This window comes from Gottfriedia sp. NPDC057948 (assembly GCF_042887255.1).
Lineage (GTDB): Bacteria > Bacillota > Bacilli > Bacillales > Bacillaceae_G > Gottfriedia.
Genome location: NZ_JBHVPN010000015.1, coordinates 25,335 through 42,821 on the forward strand (window position 1 = coordinate 25,335; position 17,487 = coordinate 42,821).

Sequence of the window (17,487 nt, forward strand, 5' to 3'; positions counted from 1 at the left end):
AACCATTTTCAACTTCACCGCCACCACCGTTCACTCCTGCTGTTCAAGCAACACTAAGTGAGCTTATATTAAAAACAGATTAAGAATCTGCGAAATATAAGCTGTTTCGTAGATTCGAAGGAGTAGACGATGAAATCTAAAATTCAATTCCTACTATCAATGGCGATCTTTGGTACGATTGGCGTATTTATAAGATACATTGATTTAGCTTCGAGTGAAATAGCTTTATTGCGTGGTTTAATTGGTAGTTTATTTTTAATAACATACATGCTTATCGGTAAGAAAAAAATATCATGGGCATTAGTAAAAAATAATGCTTATATTTTGTTACTTTCTAGTATTACATTGGGTGGAAATTGGATTTTCCTTTTCCAAGCTTATAAATATACGACTGTTTCAAACGCGGCACTAAGTTATTATTTTGCACCAGTCTTTGTCCTAATTTTATCTCCATTCGTACTAAAAGAAAAATTATCAACTAAGAAATTAATTTGCATTGTCATATCCATATTCGGTATGTTATTAGTTGTTGCTAGTGGTGGGTTAAGCACGGCTAGATTAGAAGATTTTATTGGGATTGGTTATGGATTATTAGCTGCTGTGTTTTACGCTTCTCTAATGCTACTCAATAAGTTTATTAAAAACATGGATGGCTTAGAAATTACACTTATCCAGCTTGGAACAGCATCATCACTTCTCATTCCATATGTATTCATTACTGAAGGATTCGGGCTTTTGGAAATGTCAGTTTCTTCAATTCCATTTATAATAATCTTAGGGATGGTACACACGGGCATTGGGTTCTTATTATTCTTTTCAGGTATGCAGAAGTTAAACGGGCAAAGTATAGCAGCATTAAGTTATGTTGATCCAATCACCTCTTTATTAATGTCAACTGTTTTCTTACAAGAGAAAATGACAATTGTTCAAATGATTGGTGGGGTCTTGCTATTAAGTTCAACATTTGTCAGTGAAAACCATTCATTGAAACTGTCAAAACCATTTTTGAAAAAAACAGCTAAATAATAAAATAAACAGTGGGAAGTTAGGATTTCCCACTGTTTTTAATTTTAGATTATGAATTTCTGTATTTACCGAACATTATTTCGTCATGATATTTATCTAGATCCGGTAATTTTAACTCTTCGGCAATCATAAGTTCAGCTTCCCTATCATATTCCACCCTTACAAATTGGATTGAATTCGTTGAATAAGAACCATCAAGAATCGCATATGACGCTGAAGTTAAATCAAGGGAATTTCCAACACTTCCAACATTGCATAAAATTCCGTTTTTAAAAGTTTCCAAAAAGGTAGTATGTATATCTCCATAAAAGATGATATCAGGAGTCTTATCGTTTTTGTTTGCATTTGTTATCTCACTATTTTCAAACATACTTAACCGTTTTTCAATTGGATGGAATGGTAAAATCCTCTCAAATTCACTCCTTGGTGAAGCATGAAAAAACCTGATTAATTGTCCATTTAATTCAAGGTCAATATGAAATGGTAAAGAAGCTAGAAATTGATAGTCTTCTTCTGTTAATCGGTCTCTAAACCATTGAATAAAATCATTTTCTGCAGGTGACTGAATAAATACATCCCAATTGCCACGAACTACTTTTTCGCAATTTTTTTGAACGAGCTCTATACACGCTGAGCCTTGAGGCCCTTTACCAATTAGATCACCTAAGCAAAAAATCCTCTCAATTTCTCTAGAGCGAATGTCTTTCAAAACTGCTTCTAACGCAGTTTTATTTCCGTGTATATCGGAAATAATTGCTATTTTTGTCATGAAGCTTCCTCCTGTTCTCAAACATTTGCATTTTACATCAAAGACCTAATCTAATTATACCTTTTAAACTAGCAAACATTTATTTGGATTGAAATTGTTAAAGAGGCCTTCTCATATTTGTTATTTATATAAATATTCAATTAAAAAAAATATTTATCCTTCCTTATTATTTTACCATAAAAGAAAAAAGGAGCTATTTTTAGCTCCTAGTTTTTACGAGTTTTTCAATTACATTTTAAAATCTAATTTTAGTAGAGCTATGAACCATCAGAAATGAATAGCATTGTCATTTAAATAATAATTATAGTGCTTTGTCATACTTACTTCTAAATAATCAAACGAATTTATTAACTCTAATGCTTTTTCATTGTTACTATATATTGTATCAACACTCGGTAAATTTACTATCCTATTGTTCAATGTAGGATGTGAAGCGTATTCTTCTACATGATCACTTAAAGCTTTACCTAATGACTCTTCTATTTGCATATTGTAAGTTTCAATATGCTCACGATAATAGCTAAAGTAATTTTCAAATTGAAAACCATGAACAATTTTCTCGGTCATTTGTTCATCAATTAATCGATTAAAAACATTACCATGACTTATTAACTTAGATAATGCCTCTTTAAAAATTTCATTTCCACACATTTTAGATGCAATATAATCGGCTCTGTACTCCATTTCTTGAGAAATTTTCATATTATATTTGTGAAAAATTCTAAGATAATACTCCATAAGCACTTTTGGTAATATCATTGGAATCGATATAAATATTGGACGACGACGACCATTGTGATTAAAGAGGGATGTAATATAGTCTAAATAATTATTTGCACCTTTATAGACTGGCGAAACGAGTCGTTTAAAAACTAAATCTCTACCCGTAAAATGAGAAAGTTCATGGGCAATAATCGCACGTAGTTCATTTACCGTTAATACATGAAGTAAAGGATAACTAATTGCTAGTATTCTACCTTTTGCAATTCCATTAAAGACATTAATTTTGCCTTCAGAGACAAAAAATTTTGATTTCACATGCAAAATGATTGCGTCTGGCATTTGTGAATCCATTTTTCCAGAAAGTTCAGAAATTAAATCACGAAGTTTTGGATGATCATGAGGATTAATTAATATAGCCGGCTCAAATTGTTTATTTTTAAAAAACATAGAAATAACTGCAATAAAACAACTTACCACTCCAAATATCATTCCAAAAAAAGGTAAAGCATCGAGTAAAATTAATCCAAAATATGCAAATCCTAATTCACCTAAAAATTTACCTACAAAATAATGAATGATAAAGATTAAGCCACTTCCAACAAATACGATTAATCCAGTTGTAAATAAAACCATCAAATAAAAACCTGGAACAAATAAAAGAGATGCAAAGATTTTCTTTTTTGATACATTTGGTTCACACTCCATCCTCAACATATCACTTCCTTTTTTGAAGAGTTCAAATATGCTATCTACCTTTAAATACTAGATTTATTTAGCTTATCTACTTCTTTGTTATGCTGAATGATTGCCCAAAATAATACGATAGAAATAATAAAGTCTTCAGGTTTCAAAGAATGAAATAAAAAAATTACAAGATGAAGTACTATTACAGTTACTAATATGTATTTAATACTAATTTTATAAGGGTATATTTCAGCGCTTTTTTTAATGATTATTCCTCCTACTAAGTTATTAGGTCCCACCTCAACTTTGTTTTAGAGCATTTCTATTTATCTATAAAAATCTATAAAAATTATATAAGCGATGATCAAAGTAGTCGGAATAATACTAATCCATTTGGTATATTGATATTAAATTCTTTTAAAGTTTTTCTCAATAAACTATCTGAGAGAGAATAAAGATTTATAGCTAAAAACACAACTAATAAAGCAATAATAAAAGAAAAATTCTTAAGAAGAAATTTTGTTCCAATAAAAAGTAAAGGTAAAAAAAATATCTCCAATATGAATTCAGTGAGGTCATACCTCCTATTGTCAAATTTGAAAAGCCATTTCCCATATCTCTTTAATAACGGCATTCTCCCAACACCTCTAATGATAGATATTCGTCTTAAATTTACACTTTCCTTTTGTGCCCTTATTTTGTATCTACTCCAGGATTATTCTATTAATTACAAATATGTTTTTTGACTTTGAATTTTATTAAAATCAGTCCTTCAACAGTTTGTTATTAAGTAAAAAAACGGCTGTCCTCTATTGTTTCAAATAGGTCAGCCGTTTTTTAGTTTAAAACTTTTAACCTAATTCTCAATATTAGAGTCAAGTTCTTTATTTTTTAATTCATGATAAAAATGTGCCTCACTTGCATTCATATAAGGAACCAACCATAAAAACCCAATCCCTACCGTTAAAATGCATAAAATAATCCAACCAAGAAAAGAAATGTCTAAACAAAATAATTTCCACTTATATCCATCCATTATTCTTCTACTCTTTGAAATAGCATCATTAGGAGACAAATTTGGTTCGTCAATAAATATGTATGGGGCCATTCTATATGAATATGATTTTATAATGCCAGGAACAATCAAAAGCAATGTCCAAAGCGTAGAATATAAATAAGTTAAGAAATTTAGTAAAAATGCATTTAGATATCGATTCAAGTTAGTAAAATAATAAAATATTGTTTGTAAGGAATAAGTTTGACCATCTTTCTTTGTCGCAAATGTAAATAATCGTGTACTCCCAATCGTAATTATTGCCGAAATAAATAGACTATAAATAAACGATAGGTAGTCATCCCAACTAATTACATAGGATATGTATTTCGTCAATTCATTTTTAATGGGATTTGGGAAGTAAACCGAAAGTCTATTCTCAACTAGTGTAGTTAATAGATGCACTATGATCGTATATCCAATAAATTTTTTCCAATTCCCTCTCAATGTATCCCTTGCTCTTGAGCGTATTTCTTCTAAGTACATGAAAACACCTTCTCTCTAATTATGAATATAAAATTCTACATAATTCTACAAATCCCTTTATAAAAATTTTGTCAACTTTTTTACAATTAATTTATCCACTTAATTTTTAGCGCAAAAAAACATTCCATAATTAAAAAGGAATGTTTCTTAAAATCACCACTTGTTGTCCAGTCAATCCTGAATTGAGAGCTACTTTTTTACATATTAAATAGACCGTCTTTGAAATCACATCGCTAGACTCATCTTTGTTGTCAACTTCATCTATTAATAAACCACCAATTATTTCCATATATTTTTAATAGTTTTAACAGATTTATTTGTCCCTGCATGTTTTAATCCGTAAATATCCTCTATTGTATGTAAAAGATCAAAATGGTTTAAATTTTCGTTAAATTGTCCTTTTTTTACCATGGGTCCGACAAAAAAGGTGGGAATTTTGTTATTATGTGAAAGGTCATCTTCATCCCATGTTACAATTAACAAACTATTATTCGTTTTTGCCCATTTGACATAAGCACCAATTTGTTTTTTTAACCACTGATCTCCTTGTTTAATTGTTCCATCGTGCATGTCATTTTGGAGATTAGGGATTATAAACGAAACAGTTGGAAGTTTACTAAAATTTGTTGGGAAATTTTCTAATGGCTGATTTGCTTTTTTAGGGACATTTGTAAAATTAGCCCAAGGATTGTGCCTACGTGCATAATTTTTGTAGTATTCTCCATTAAAACCAATTGAAGGCAAATCTTCTGAATAACCGGCAAATGTTAATTTTTTTTCAATAAGCTCACTTGCTAAATTATCTGTTGAGAATTTTGTTTTTGGTAAAGCATCGTCTTTGACACCTTGATTTGATCCAGAGAATAGGTCCAAATAATTTGGTTGGCTAGGATGTTCAATTGCATGATAGTTAATTAAGTTGGCCCCTTGGTTCATTAGTGAATTAATATAAGGTGCAGAATGATTCCCCATAATCTGCTGTTTCGCATGATTCTCTTCAATTACTATTACAATGTGATCAATTTTTGGAATTCCCGATTCTGTTAGTGAATTGAAATTAAATAATTTAAACGTATTCTGTTTTTGTATCTGTATACAAGCAATTAATACAAAACAGATTAAAAAAAGTACTATAACCCATTTTCTCAACATAACACTACCTTTTTCTTAATTATTTTATTGTTTCAATTATTTAAAGTATCTTTAGCATAATTTCCCTTCAGTTTTTTCCTTAAAACATTAATTCTCTTTGTATATGTAATTACCCTTCTTTGATTTATTTCTTTCATTTAATAAATAATGATGATCTTCTTTTTGTTGTTAAGTTTGTCGAGCGCACAATAAAAAAACATCACATTAGATAAATGGAATGTTTTTCAACAAAATTATTCTTTTAAACCCATTGCTTGTTTAATAGCCTCATAGATATAAGTGTTTTCATATGTTCCTGATAATAGCTCTGCTCCAGCACCAATTGCTGTTAATGGAACAGATACGCCACCGTGTCCACTTGATGTCCAGTCAATCATGAATTGATTGCTACTGTTTGCCACATTAAATGGTCCGTCTTCTTTAAAAATTCCATCGCCTGACTCATTTTTGCTGTCCACATCTTCAATTGATAAGCCGCCACATTCATGGTCTGCTACTACAAGAACAAGAGTGTCAGGGTGGTTCTTGGCATATTCCTTAGTACAGATACTGATTTATCTAGTTCTTGACCAGCCTTGATTATTTTTTCAGCATTGTTCTCATGAGACATTTCTTCTGCGCCCTCTTCTTCTACCATTAAGAAGAAACCTTTTTTATTATCTGATAAAGTATCGATCGCTTTTTTAGTCATGTCAGGAAGAGATAATGCTGGTTCATAAAGATCACCTTTTCCCTCTTCTCTTTGTTCGAACATTTCTTCATTTGCAAAACTGTATAGATACTGTAAATATGGTATAAATTTGTATGAATATTTTGTAATCTTTGTTATTGGTTCTTTCGATTTTTAATTTTGCTCATTGTTTAATATATGAATTTGAATAAATATTATTTAACAGAGCCAAATAAAAAAAGAATCAAATTGTAGATTCTTTTCTCTCTCAAACTATGATCTTTTAGATTTCTTAACGATCCTATTAAATAATGCAAAAACAGCAACTAATATAATTAGGACTAAACCAGGAAAAACAAAATTTAGCATGTTAGACCCGCCTTTCAGGTAGTGTTTTATATTATTTCGGCATAATCGTAAATATTTCCTTTTTTGGCGAAATTAACTACCCCACCAATATATTAAATTAAAGTTTAATTTTTGTTCACATAGATTACTTTATTTACTTTTAAATTCCTCCGATTTAATAGTTATGGGACTTTCCCATTACTAAATTTAAGGAGGAAATACAATGATTAGAATTAAAAAAGGTTTAGCTATTTGTATATTATCTTCATTATTATTAATATGTGGAACAGCTTTTACAGCAAATGGTAAATACTCTACTACATATAGCATGACAGGTGGAGTCGAAAGTAAAAGACTTGATGTTGGTAGTAATCCTACCTTTATTGTTGCAGTTAATCCTACCAAGGGTATTTGGGTAGATACTAAGAAAACAAAACAAGCTAATATAGAACTACAATTTAAAATGGATGCTTTTGGCTTAGATCCGATAATAGATGTAACAAATGTACCATCAGTAACTGGTGGAAACAAAACTTTTACAAATAAGACAAAGGGTAAATATTATATTTATTACCGTAACTACACAGGCCTTCAAATGGAAGGAAAAACATCTATATCTTGGAAATACTAATATGTTCGGCTATTCAATATCATTAGATCCTATTGAATTTTTATTTGTATTTTTGCTAGGATTAATAGCATATTTCATTAAGATAAAATGGATTAGTAAATCAATTACAAAACAAAAATTCGTTCATTTTACATTATGGTTTTTTTACTACTTATCTTTAGTAAAAGTTGTTTTCTTTCCAATTACGTATTTCTATAATAAAAATCCTGACATAACTAGTAAGCTATATTATCAATTTTCACCTTTTAATACAATTCTTAAGTCGATTGAACATGATCTATGGATACAAGTAATTGGTAATATTCTTTTGTTGCTACCAATACCAGTTCTCTATGTAGTACTAAAAAGGAAAATTGTACTTTTTTATAAAATTTTTTTAATGGGTCTTTTGCTGTCTCTATCAATTGAAACTATTCAGCTCGGTATCAATTATGTAACAGGATATCCTAATAAAGTAATGGATATCGATGATGTAATCTTAAATGTAATTGGGATATTAATAGGCTGGATTATTTCTAGAGTATACTTGTGTTGGCATTTAAAAGAAAAAACCTCTGTTTAAAAAAGACTTCTCCACCTACCTCATTTATATTTTATAAATAGAAAGGCACTCTAATCATTATATTTAATTAGTTGAATTTTATAATTGGGGGAATTCACCACTTTTTAGAATATTTTTATAAATTTTTTGTATGCATTATTGGAAGTACATTTTTTTGTGCTTTGAAATTGAGATCAATCATATATTTATTATTGTGTAAATTTCATTTATTTAACAAAATGTTTATTGCAATTAAGCAAATAAATTCTAAGCGACTAAAGAGAATCCTCTTAGTCGTTTTTTTAATCCAATGCTTTTCTTGTGGATTAATCATCTTTTTTTAAATTTTATCAATTAACATGCAACTTCTTTCCAACAGAATTTCCTACATTGCAACCCCTCCACTCGATTCCAATCTTTCTTACAAAAAAAATGCATTTTTTCTTAAAGTCAACATTAGAATAATTTTAGCTAAGGGAGTGAGACAATTTGGCTTACTGTACTAAATGCGGTGGAAACTTAGAGAAAGGGACAATATTTTGTACAAATTGTGGTGAAAAAACTAGTATTCCAGAAGTGACTAATCAGATTGAAACTCGTTCGGAAAATCGAAATTTGCAGGAAAGTAATTATAAAAATAAGTATAATAGAATGAAAGGTATATTAATTTCAATTGCCGTATTAATTATATTGGCTGTCGCAATTTATTTAATTTATCCAAAACTTACAAATAAATATAAACACTCTCAACATGTATCGAATCAGGTAGAAAATAATGATAATGAGCAAGAGGAAGTTAGTGACTCTGCAAATAATCCACCTAATACTCAAACGATCCCTTCTTATAAAGCTCAATTAGAACAATTAAAAATTTACGCTGGTAGTAGAAGTCTTTCTGTTGGTAGTTGGGACATAACACAAATTGATGGTGTCATTAATTTAACAGCTAATAATATTTCTCCACAAAACCTTCAATCAATATTTAATTTATATGATAGTGGAAATATTTCTCCAATAAGAGATTGGGCTATTAAAGTAGCAAATATTGCAGATGAAGTAGCAATGTCTAAAAATACATCATGGTATATTTATGTAGGTGATCAATGTGTTGTACAGTATCCAAAAACGTTATCTAACGATGATTTAGCGTATTATTCAGGCTCTTGCGGTGTTTCAATACCTGTATTGGAAGGAAATTCAAAAGATGATTTAGCTATCGTAATCCATACAATGGTATATGGTGACATGTCTACTGCAAATGAGTTTATCTTGCCAATGAGTAATATAAGAAAACTAACTCAAGATGATATAGTTTATTTGACGAAAGATGAGTTGAGCTTTGCTAGAAACGAAATTTATGCACGTCATGGATACATTTTTAAAACGGATAAAATGCGTGACTATTTTTTTGCTCAATCATGGTATAGTCCAAATGTGAATTATAATGGTACTTTAAGTGAGATTGAAACTTATAATGTAAACCTTATCAAAGCTAGGGAGGAGTTCCTTAATTGAAGTTGGTAGTTAATAAAAAGAGCATTATTTTTTTTATGATCTTTACAATCTGTATTTTAAGTTTTTTATTTTATCCAAAAGATCATTCTGATATTAAACCGAATAAAACTTCACTAAGTCAGCAGCCTAAAATAGAAAACGTTAAAGAAAAACCTTATAAAGACATTAAAACATATGAAAAGAAGAAATCCACAAAACCACTTGTAATCTGTATAGATCCAGGTCACCAAAGTAAGGCAAATACAGTGCTTGAACCATTAGGACCAGGCTCTAGTGAAATGAAGATAAAGGTAGCTGGTGGTACAACTGGAGTAGTGACGAAGAAGCCCGAGTATATTTTAAGTTTAGAAGCATCACTTAAATTAGGAGAAATCCTTAAAAAAAGAGGTTACAATGTCATATTCACTCGTACAACAAATAATGTAAATTTAAGTAATAAAGAAAGAGCAGAAATAGCGTATAAAAACCATGCAGATTTATTTATAAGAATCCATGCCGACGGGTCGAATGATCATTCAACAAAAGGATTTTCTGTCTTAACTCCGTCTAAAGATAATCCATATATTCCTAAACTTTATAAGGATAGTTTACTAATCTCACAGAATATTGTTGAAGAAGTAAAAAAAGAGCAATCTACAGATGTAAAAGGAATATCTTTTCGTGACGATATTTCAGGATTTAATTGGTCAAAGATTCCTGTTACTTTAATTGAACTTGGTTTTATGACAAATCCCGAAGAAGATCGAAAACTATCGGATCCACAATATTTAACAAATTTGATGATGAAGATAGCAGATGGAATAGATCAATATAGTTCCGATGTTAATGATGATGGGTCAAATGTACAGGTGGGTAAATAAAATATTTTAAAATCTATTAAACCGAACTTGTCTTTTTTTCTAAACGTGTATGGATATCCTTGGATTCCTTACACGTTTTTTTATTGATAGGTCCATTTCTTTACATTATATCGTTAGATCTTTATAGGGTTAAATACGAATTTATAATCTTGAAACAAGAATCTGCTACAATCGTACATAACGGGCTATTATCATTTATTAGATGATTTTAAGATACTTTAAATTTATATTTTGATAGTGCAGAAAAATTCTGAAAATAATTAAGTAAATTATAAATAAACCGTTAATGAAGATATTAGAAGATAAGGATTAGATCAGTAACCTTATACTCCTTGCCTTGTCATTGGAATAATATCCACTATCTCTCAATTAAAATAGTTTCTTATGAAGTTACTATCGGATTCTAACTCACACATTTCATTTCATATGTTGGATTATTATATCGCTCTTCAATATCCTCAAACATTCTTAGTCATAAGTAGTATGAATTAATACTTGTTTTAGAGGGTTGAAGTACTCCTGCGTTTAATTTCGCGTATTCGATTGCTTCATTTGATTAAAGATTTAGTTCACGCATAATTCTTATATGCCAATAACTTGCCCAGCCTTCATTCATAGAATGATGACCTATAATAGAAAAACCCTTACGCATAAAACGTCAAGGGTAGATTTATTAAATATACTGACATAGATTCCTCAGATACCTAGGATGAACTTGAGCACAAAAAATCAATTAAAAACATAATTAGCTACGGTAAGTGATAAGATTTAATATGATTCAACCTCAATAAAGTGACTTCCCCACTTGCTACTTTTAATTCAATAACACCATCCTCTACACTCTTGAGTACTCCAATTTTCATTGGGTCAATTCCCCCATCAAATACGACAAATTTTCCTTCTTCTTTCTTTAATTGTGTATCAAACAGGCGTGAAAATGACTTATTTGCATTTTCAGGTAATAGATTGATTTCAGAGTTATAGGGGTTGGCATTATGATTGTATGGTGTTAACCATTTTAAATGTGATAAAGGGATATACAACATTTTAAAGACTGGTGAATAAAACACGATATAGTCACTTAATACGTTTATAATATTTCCATGAAATGTGATATTACCTGTAACATAAATCTCTGCAAAGATTCCTTTTGCATTTAATAATATTTTACGATAAGAGATTGTTCCAATATCTTCTGCTATGGAAGGTCCAGTAGGTTGATCTATTTTGTCTTTATAGTTGCTACTTAGACTAACCCTGTGAACGTGAAGCCATGGAATATAATAGTATTTTTGTCCATTGTAAATTACAAGGACGTCTCTACCATAATCTGTTAGTATTCCTTCAAAATAATTACCACCTGATAATTGCACATAAATTTTTTCTCCAACTAATGATTGTACATCACTCACTTGCATCTCCTCTTTCTAGTAGATTGTAATTGTTTATTAGGCGAAAACTAATTGTACCCAATAATATAGTAGAAACAGCGTTACGATTGTTGTTAATGGAATGACAATTAATGATACATTTAAATAATCCTTCCATTTCACCTTAATCTTATTTTGTTTTAATATGTGCATCCAAATTAGGGATGCTAAAGTACCTACTGGAAGTAATAACGATCCAATGTCACTACCGATAATATTAGCTAGATATATTGTCTTTAGTGTAATTGGATCAAGCCCCATTTCCGTTAGTGTAATGGTTCCAACCATTAAAGCTGGATGATTATTAAACAGATTTGATAGGATTGAAACTAGTCCCCCCATGATAAAGCTTGCTTGAAATAAGCCTTGATTTACGATTGGCTCACAGAATTTTACTAAAGCTGCCGTTAAACCAGCATTATGGAGACCATAAATTATCACATACATCGAAAAAGCAAAGACTAAAATATGCCAAGGTGTCTTTTTTAAGATATCAACAGGGCTTGTCCGTAAGTGATACCATCTCCAAGTTAATAGGACGAGTGAACCTAGAACTGCTACATATTGAATCGGTATTCCAAGAAATGAAGCGACAAATAATAAGCAGCGCATTAGGAATACGAATCCCAATATCTTTAACATAAATTTTGTTCTTTTTTGTTTTGTTTCTACTGACATTTTCCCTTTTAAAGGATGAAAATTTTTCATAAAAAATGACTCTTCTATGTCATCGGTAGACACCGGCAATTGTTTTGGTAATTTGTTTCTTAATACCATGTACATTAGCCATGACATAAATAGAAGTCCAGTACTAGCAGGGACAAACATCATAGCTGTGTGCATATAAAGTGTCATATGAACAATTTTTAATGCGATTAAGTTTACGATATTACTTACACCAATCGGTGCACTTGAAGCTGTGGCAATCAATGCCCCGCTAAGAAGATATGGAATTTGTTGATGTGGTTTTAAACGTAAATTTTTTAATAGGAGAATTAAAATCGGAGTTGTAATTAAAATACTGCCATCATTATTAAAGAGTAATGTCATTAAAAAGCATAAAAGCTGGATATACCAGTATAATCTGCGCCCTGACCCATTTGCTAAACTTGCAAGTCTAGCAGCAGACCAATGGAAAAATCCAAAACTTTCCAAAATAATCGCCATGACAATCGTTGCGATAATTGTAATAGAAGCCTCACCTATTTTGTGTACAATATCGATTAAATTACTTTTTGTTACGATCCCAGTCACTAAAATGATTACTGCACCAAATGCAGCAGGCCATGCTTCATTTATACCTTTTGGTCTCCAAAAAATGACCGCCATCGTTAATAAAAAAACTGAAGCACTCATTAGAATTTCGAAATTCATAAAACTCACCTTCTTATAAAATATTTTCCAATGAAACTTGTCCATTTTATATATTATTATTCAAATATAACAATGATGTTTTAGATGATTTCATTATTTTATAGAAGATGGTTGTTTTACCTATATAATGCAAATACCCCTTAAAGATAAATAACTATGGTAACAATTGCCCATTAATCCTGATCGAAAAATCACAATAAATATCACATTAAGTGGGTATTCAAATTACTTTTGAATTAAACTTCTCCGATGGATTTTTTTTCCAATTATATAAACTAGAAAATATCAGTCAGTTTAATTATCTTAAAATATTTTCCACTATAAGAAACCAATAAAAAAGGGAAGCTCTAGAATAAGAGCTTTCCAATCGGTAAGTGTTTCATTAAAAACATAAATTCATTTAAGGCAAATGAACAGACTTAATATGATTAAGCCTTAAATAAACTACTTCTCCACTTGCAACTGATAATTCAATTACACTATTTTCAATCGTATTTAACAAACCAATTTTCATTGGATCATTCCCACCATCAAAAATAACTAGTTTACCTTCTTCTTTTTTTAATTGAGATTCAAATGAGCGCACAGGGGAGATATTCGATGGATTAATTGGAAATTTCACATTATCAATTGAATAAGGTGTTACATTTTGATGATAAGGTGCGAGCCATTTCAGATGAGATAAAGAGATATACATCAATTTAAATACAGGTGAATAAAAAACGATATAGTCACTTAAAACACTTGTAATATAGCCATGAAACGTCAAATTCCCTGTAACATATATTTCTGAGAAGATCCCTCTCGCATTTGTTAATACTTTTCTGTAAGAAATTAATTCAATTTCATTTGCAATTGAAGGCTCGTTAGGAATATCTATCTTATCTTTAATATGCTGGCATAAATGTACTCGATGAACATGAATCCAAGGGATATAATAATATTTTTGACCATTATATAATACAAGTATGTCTTGTCCTGCATCTGTTAGAATACCTTCAAAAGCTATGTCTCCAGATAAAAGTACAAATACTTGTCGATTTAGTAATGAATCGATATAACTCACCTTTTCTCCCCCCTTTATAATCTAAAATAAAACCGTTCACTTCTTATACAAAATAAATATTGATCTACCTAAATCGTACATTTATTTATTTCTACAGTTTTACTTTTATTCTATTATCAATTAAGATATGCATCTTAAAAATGTCTATAGTTGATTGAAAATGTGATAAGACATTTAATTTTTATTTTGGATGGCATCGCTCCATCTTATTTTATTTTTTTAGCTGAGTTAATGTGGATTGTTGATTTTCTTATTCAATTATTTGTAGGATAGTTTAATAAGAATGCAAGTTCTTCATTTGGAGAAAATACCTACCAAATAGTAGAAAGTAGGTATTAAATTTGAGAAAAATCATTTTTATTAGCTGTCTGATTACTTTTATTACTATATCTCCTGTTCAAGCTGAAACTGTTAATTCACGTTATGATAAGATGCTTGAAGATATAATATATACATTCTTATCCCCATTGGAATCAAAAGCAATTAAAGATTATTTTGGAGAGATGTACCTATCTCATTTTTGTAAGTTTGTAGAGGTTAAGTCTAAGCCTGAACAGGCATACAGATATAAAATAACCTATCAATTTGTCACATATGAAAGAGCAATAATGCCTCCATACCACCTGTTTACTTTAAAGGTTGAAAACAACTCTCGAACAGAATGGATTATTAAAGATGTAAAAGTAAGAAAAATAGCCGAGAATGAAGATTACACAAAGATATGTAGAAAACCTATGATTATACAGTAATCAAACAACAAGGTAAGTTGCGGTAAAATCCTTGTTGATTTGTTCAACTAAAGCATGCTTTAGTTGAACAACACGAGCTGCTTATATGCAGCTTTTTTTTTACAGAAAAATTGCAGTTTAGTCTCAGAGAATAAAGGTGATTTTGAGGTGAAGAACGAAATGTTTTAGTTAAAATGAAATCATTTTATAGGAGTGTATACATGAATTTATTTGGTTTAATTGTTATCTGTACAATTGGCGGCTTTTTCTTAACTTTGTTTACATTAGCAAATCCAGTTTTAGGCGGAGGAATTTGTTTTGGTATCATTTTAGGTTGTCTCTTAAAGGGGTTATTTTTACTTAAAGAAATAAGAGATAATATATCAGCATCACAATCAGAGTCCAATGCTATGAAAAAGGATAAAGTGAAGGTAGCATACGAGAGATATTTAAAAGAAAAAAATAACCGATAAATTTTGATAGTTATATGAATTTGAAATAGAATCATACCTCCTTCAATAAAAGCTTGAACCAAGATATAATAATATAGCTGTTAGCAGTATGAATGTTACCAATGTATAAGGGTTTAACATTAGAAAGCCATAACCAGAGGAGGAGTTACTAATGAAATTTATGATGGTTGTAAAGGCATCAAAGGATTCTGAAGCAGGGACAATGCCAAAGGAGCAGATGGATCAGATGTTTGCTGAGATGAAGAAATATAATGAAGAATTGAGGAAAGCTGGAGTTCTGGTGTCAGTCGGTGGACTCCATCCAAGTTCCAATGGTATTCGTATTACTTACCCTGTTCCCGGAGAACCGCCGACCATTACAGAGGGGCCTTTCGCTGAAGTCAATGAGTTGATAGCAGGATACTGGTTCATAGATGTGAAATCTCGAAAGGAAGCCATCGAGTGGGCGATGCGCGCGCCAGACCCACATGGTCTTGGAGAAGGACAGATTGAGCTACGCCAAGTATTTGAATAGAACAGTAGGCTAAACATTGGATTAACAATGATTAAAAGAAGTGATTCTATATTAGGCATCGGAGCAAAAAATTGACCTTAAAAACAATAAAAGAAGTAACCCTTTGTACCAACTGGAACGGAGGGTTACTTCTTTTTACAAAATACCTATCTAATTATTACCTTTTAATCTTAATACACATCACGTTGATAACGCCCTTGCTTCTGCATATCTTTAAGATGTGCTTCAGCTGCTTCGCGTTCCATCGCACCTTCTTTTTCAAGAATAGTAATTAGCGCTTCGTTGACGTCTTTCGCCATATATTCCTTATCTCCACAAACATAGAAATAAGCTCCTTTTTCAATCCACTCATACAATTCTTTGCTATTTTCAAGCATTTTATGCTGCACATAAACTTTTTGATCTGAATCACGGGAGAATGCAGTATCAATTTTTGTTAATACTCCATCTTGTTGATATTTTTCTAACTCGCCTTTATAAAGGTAATCTGACGCTTCATGCTGGTCTCCAAAAAATAACCATGAACGGCCAGAGACTTTATTAACTGCTCTTTCCTGAATAAACGAACGGAATGGTGCAATACCCGTTCCAGGTCCAACCATAATAATATCTTTGTCCCCAGACTCTGGCAAATAGAAGTGTTTATTTACTTGAACAAAGACTGGAAGAGTATCTCCTTCTTTAATACGTTCTGAACATAAAACAGAACAAACACCTTTACGCTCGCGTCCGTGTGCAGTGTAGCGTACAGCACCGATTGTTAGATGAACTTCATCTGGATTTGCAGCAATACTGCTTGCGATTGAATATAGTCTTGGAGTCATTTTTCTTAATAATGAAACGATTTCTTGAGCAGATGCACTCCATGGACCAAAATCACGTAACATATCAAGTAAATCTCGTCCATAGCAATATTCCTTTAATTGAGTTGCATTTTCAACCAACACAAGGTTTTTCAGCTCTTCGTTTTCGGTAAATGCAGCTGCCTGTTGTAAGATCTTCTTCGTCAACAGTGTAATTTCACAGTAGGATGTAAGCGCTTCTTTTAGAGATAGTGTTTCACCTTGCTTACCAACTGTTACATTTGCTTCTTCATCCCATTTCATTTCATTTATAAGAGCAGCAACTAACTCTGGATCATTTGAAGGAATCACGCCAAGTGCAGCACCTGGTACATAAGTAAGTTCTGACCCTTTCAATGATAATTCAATATGCCTTGTTTCCTTGTTTGAGTCTGTTCCATTTAAATTAATATTTTTGAGAACCTTCGCTTGAAATGGATTGGTCCTTGAATATGGTAGTTTGTCATTTGTAGTATCGTTTAAAGTAGATTTCATTACTCGTAACCTCCAAGAATTGTGTATATAACTAAGATAACATAGAAGTGGTAATTAATGTATTAACATCTACTACTTTTTTACCTTTTTCGTGTTTTTCTTTAGC

At 30.9% G+C, this 17,487-nt stretch carries 16 protein-coding genes and 2 pseudogenes; 8 read left to right on the plus strand and 10 right to left on the minus strand.

The window, feature by feature from the left end; all coding sequences use genetic code 11:
* Positions 1-129 precede the first annotated feature (129 nt).
* Positions 130-1,026 carry a DMT family transporter gene (locus tag ACFVRR_RS18525; protein WP_387331553.1) on the plus strand — a complete coding sequence of 299 codons (897 nt, stop codon included), beginning with the start codon at positions 130-132 and terminating at the stop codon, positions 1,024-1,026.
* A gap of 49 nt (positions 1,027-1,075) precedes the next feature.
* On the opposite strand, the gene ACFVRR_RS18530 is transcribed toward ACFVRR_RS18525, so the two are convergent.
* The 5 genes and pseudogenes from ACFVRR_RS18530 to ACFVRR_RS18550 all read right to left on the minus strand — a co-directional run.
* Positions 1,076-1,795 carry a metallophosphoesterase family protein gene (locus tag ACFVRR_RS18530; RefSeq protein WP_387331555.1) on the minus strand — a complete coding sequence of 240 codons (720 nt, stop codon included), beginning with the start codon at positions 1,793-1,795 and terminating at the stop codon, positions 1,076-1,078.
* Between the two features lie 267 nt (positions 1,796-2,062).
* Entirely contained in the window at positions 2,063-3,232 is a 1,170-nt protein-coding gene (locus tag ACFVRR_RS18535) for a M48 family metallopeptidase (RefSeq protein WP_387331557.1), read from the minus strand.
* Positions 3,233-4,058: 826 nt separating this feature from the next.
* A complete protein-coding gene (locus ACFVRR_RS18540) occupies positions 4,059-4,742 on the minus strand; it encodes a DUF975 family protein (protein WP_387331559.1) in 684 nt (227 codons plus the stop codon).
* A 279-nt stretch (positions 4,743-5,021) separates the two neighbouring features.
* Positions 5,022-5,894 (minus strand): alkaline phosphatase family protein, encoded by an 873-nt coding sequence (locus ACFVRR_RS18545; protein ID WP_387331561.1) that lies wholly within the window; start codon positions 5,892-5,894, stop codon positions 5,022-5,024.
* 233 nt (positions 5,895-6,127) lie between these two features.
* Positions 6,128-6,663: pseudogene (locus ACFVRR_RS18550) on the minus strand (alkaline phosphatase); the annotation flags it as partial.
* A gap of 472 nt (positions 6,664-7,135) precedes the next feature.
* On the opposite strand from ACFVRR_RS18550, the gene ACFVRR_RS18555 reads away from it, so the two are divergent.
* The 4 genes from ACFVRR_RS18555 to ACFVRR_RS18570 all read left to right on the plus strand — a co-directional run bounded on the left by ACFVRR_RS18555 (position 7,136) and on the right by ACFVRR_RS18570 (position 10,459).
* Complete coding sequence (locus ACFVRR_RS18555) at positions 7,136-7,543, plus strand: hypothetical protein (RefSeq protein ID WP_387331563.1); 408 nt, start codon at positions 7,136-7,138, stop codon at positions 7,541-7,543.
* 1 nt (position 7,544) lies between these two features.
* A complete protein-coding gene (locus tag ACFVRR_RS18560) occupies positions 7,545-8,105 on the plus strand; it encodes a VanZ family protein (protein ID WP_387331565.1) in 561 nt (186 codons plus the stop codon).
* Positions 8,106-8,573: 468 nt separating this feature from the next.
* Positions 8,574-9,599, plus strand: a complete 1,026-nt coding sequence (locus ACFVRR_RS18565; protein WP_387331567.1) for a YARHG domain-containing protein — start codon at positions 8,574-8,576, stop codon at positions 9,597-9,599.
* The gene (locus ACFVRR_RS18570) at positions 9,596-10,459 is read left to right on the plus strand and encodes an N-acetylmuramoyl-L-alanine amidase family protein (protein WP_387331569.1); all 864 of its coding nucleotides are present in this window, start codon (positions 9,596-9,598) and stop codon (positions 10,457-10,459) included. Before ACFVRR_RS18565 ends, ACFVRR_RS18570 begins: the two co-directional genes overlap by 4 nt.
* 475 nt (positions 10,460-10,934) lie before the next feature.
* Here ACFVRR_RS18570 and ACFVRR_RS18575 read toward each other — a convergent pair.
* The 4 genes and pseudogenes from ACFVRR_RS18575 to ACFVRR_RS18590 all read right to left on the minus strand — a co-directional run.
* Positions 10,935-11,075 (minus strand): annotated as a pseudogene (locus tag ACFVRR_RS18575) (SpoVR family protein); the annotation flags it as partial.
* Positions 11,076-11,208: 133 nt separating this feature from the next.
* Positions 11,209-11,871, minus strand: coding sequence for a DUF2642 domain-containing protein (locus tag ACFVRR_RS18580; RefSeq protein ID WP_387331571.1), 663 nt, complete (start codon positions 11,869-11,871; stop codon positions 11,209-11,211).
* Positions 11,872-11,907: 36 nt separating this feature from the next.
* Positions 11,908-13,263 carry an arsenic transporter gene (locus ACFVRR_RS18585; protein ID WP_387331573.1) on the minus strand — a complete coding sequence of 452 codons (1,356 nt, stop codon included), beginning with the start codon at positions 13,261-13,263 and terminating at the stop codon, positions 11,908-11,910.
* 400 nt (positions 13,264-13,663) lie between these two features.
* On the minus strand, positions 13,664-14,329 hold the full coding sequence (locus tag ACFVRR_RS18590; protein WP_387331575.1) for a DUF2642 domain-containing protein: 666 nt from the start codon (positions 14,327-14,329) through the stop codon (positions 13,664-13,666).
* Positions 14,330-14,670: 341 nt separating this feature from the next.
* Between ACFVRR_RS18590 and ACFVRR_RS18595 the strand changes: the two genes are divergently transcribed.
* The 3 genes from ACFVRR_RS18595 to ACFVRR_RS18605 all read left to right on the plus strand — a co-directional run bounded on the left by ACFVRR_RS18595 (position 14,671) and on the right by ACFVRR_RS18605 (position 16,044).
* Positions 14,671-15,078: a DUF3888 domain-containing protein gene (locus ACFVRR_RS18595; RefSeq protein WP_387331577.1), complete on the plus strand. Its 408-nt coding sequence runs from the start codon at positions 14,671-14,673 to the stop codon at positions 15,076-15,078.
* Between the two features lie 200 nt (positions 15,079-15,278).
* Positions 15,279-15,530, plus strand: coding sequence for a hypothetical protein (locus ACFVRR_RS18600; RefSeq protein ID WP_387331579.1), 252 nt, complete (start codon positions 15,279-15,281; stop codon positions 15,528-15,530).
* A gap of 151 nt (positions 15,531-15,681) precedes the next feature.
* Positions 15,682-16,044, plus strand: a complete 363-nt coding sequence (locus ACFVRR_RS18605; protein WP_387331581.1) for a YciI family protein — start codon at positions 15,682-15,684, stop codon at positions 16,042-16,044.
* Positions 16,045-16,214: 170 nt separating this feature from the next.
* Here ACFVRR_RS18605 and ACFVRR_RS18610 read toward each other — a convergent pair whose 3' ends face one another.
* Positions 16,215-17,381, minus strand: coding sequence for a sulfite reductase subunit alpha (locus ACFVRR_RS18610; protein WP_387331583.1), 1,167 nt, complete (start codon positions 17,379-17,381; stop codon positions 16,215-16,217).
* Positions 17,382-17,487: the final 106 nt, after the last annotated feature.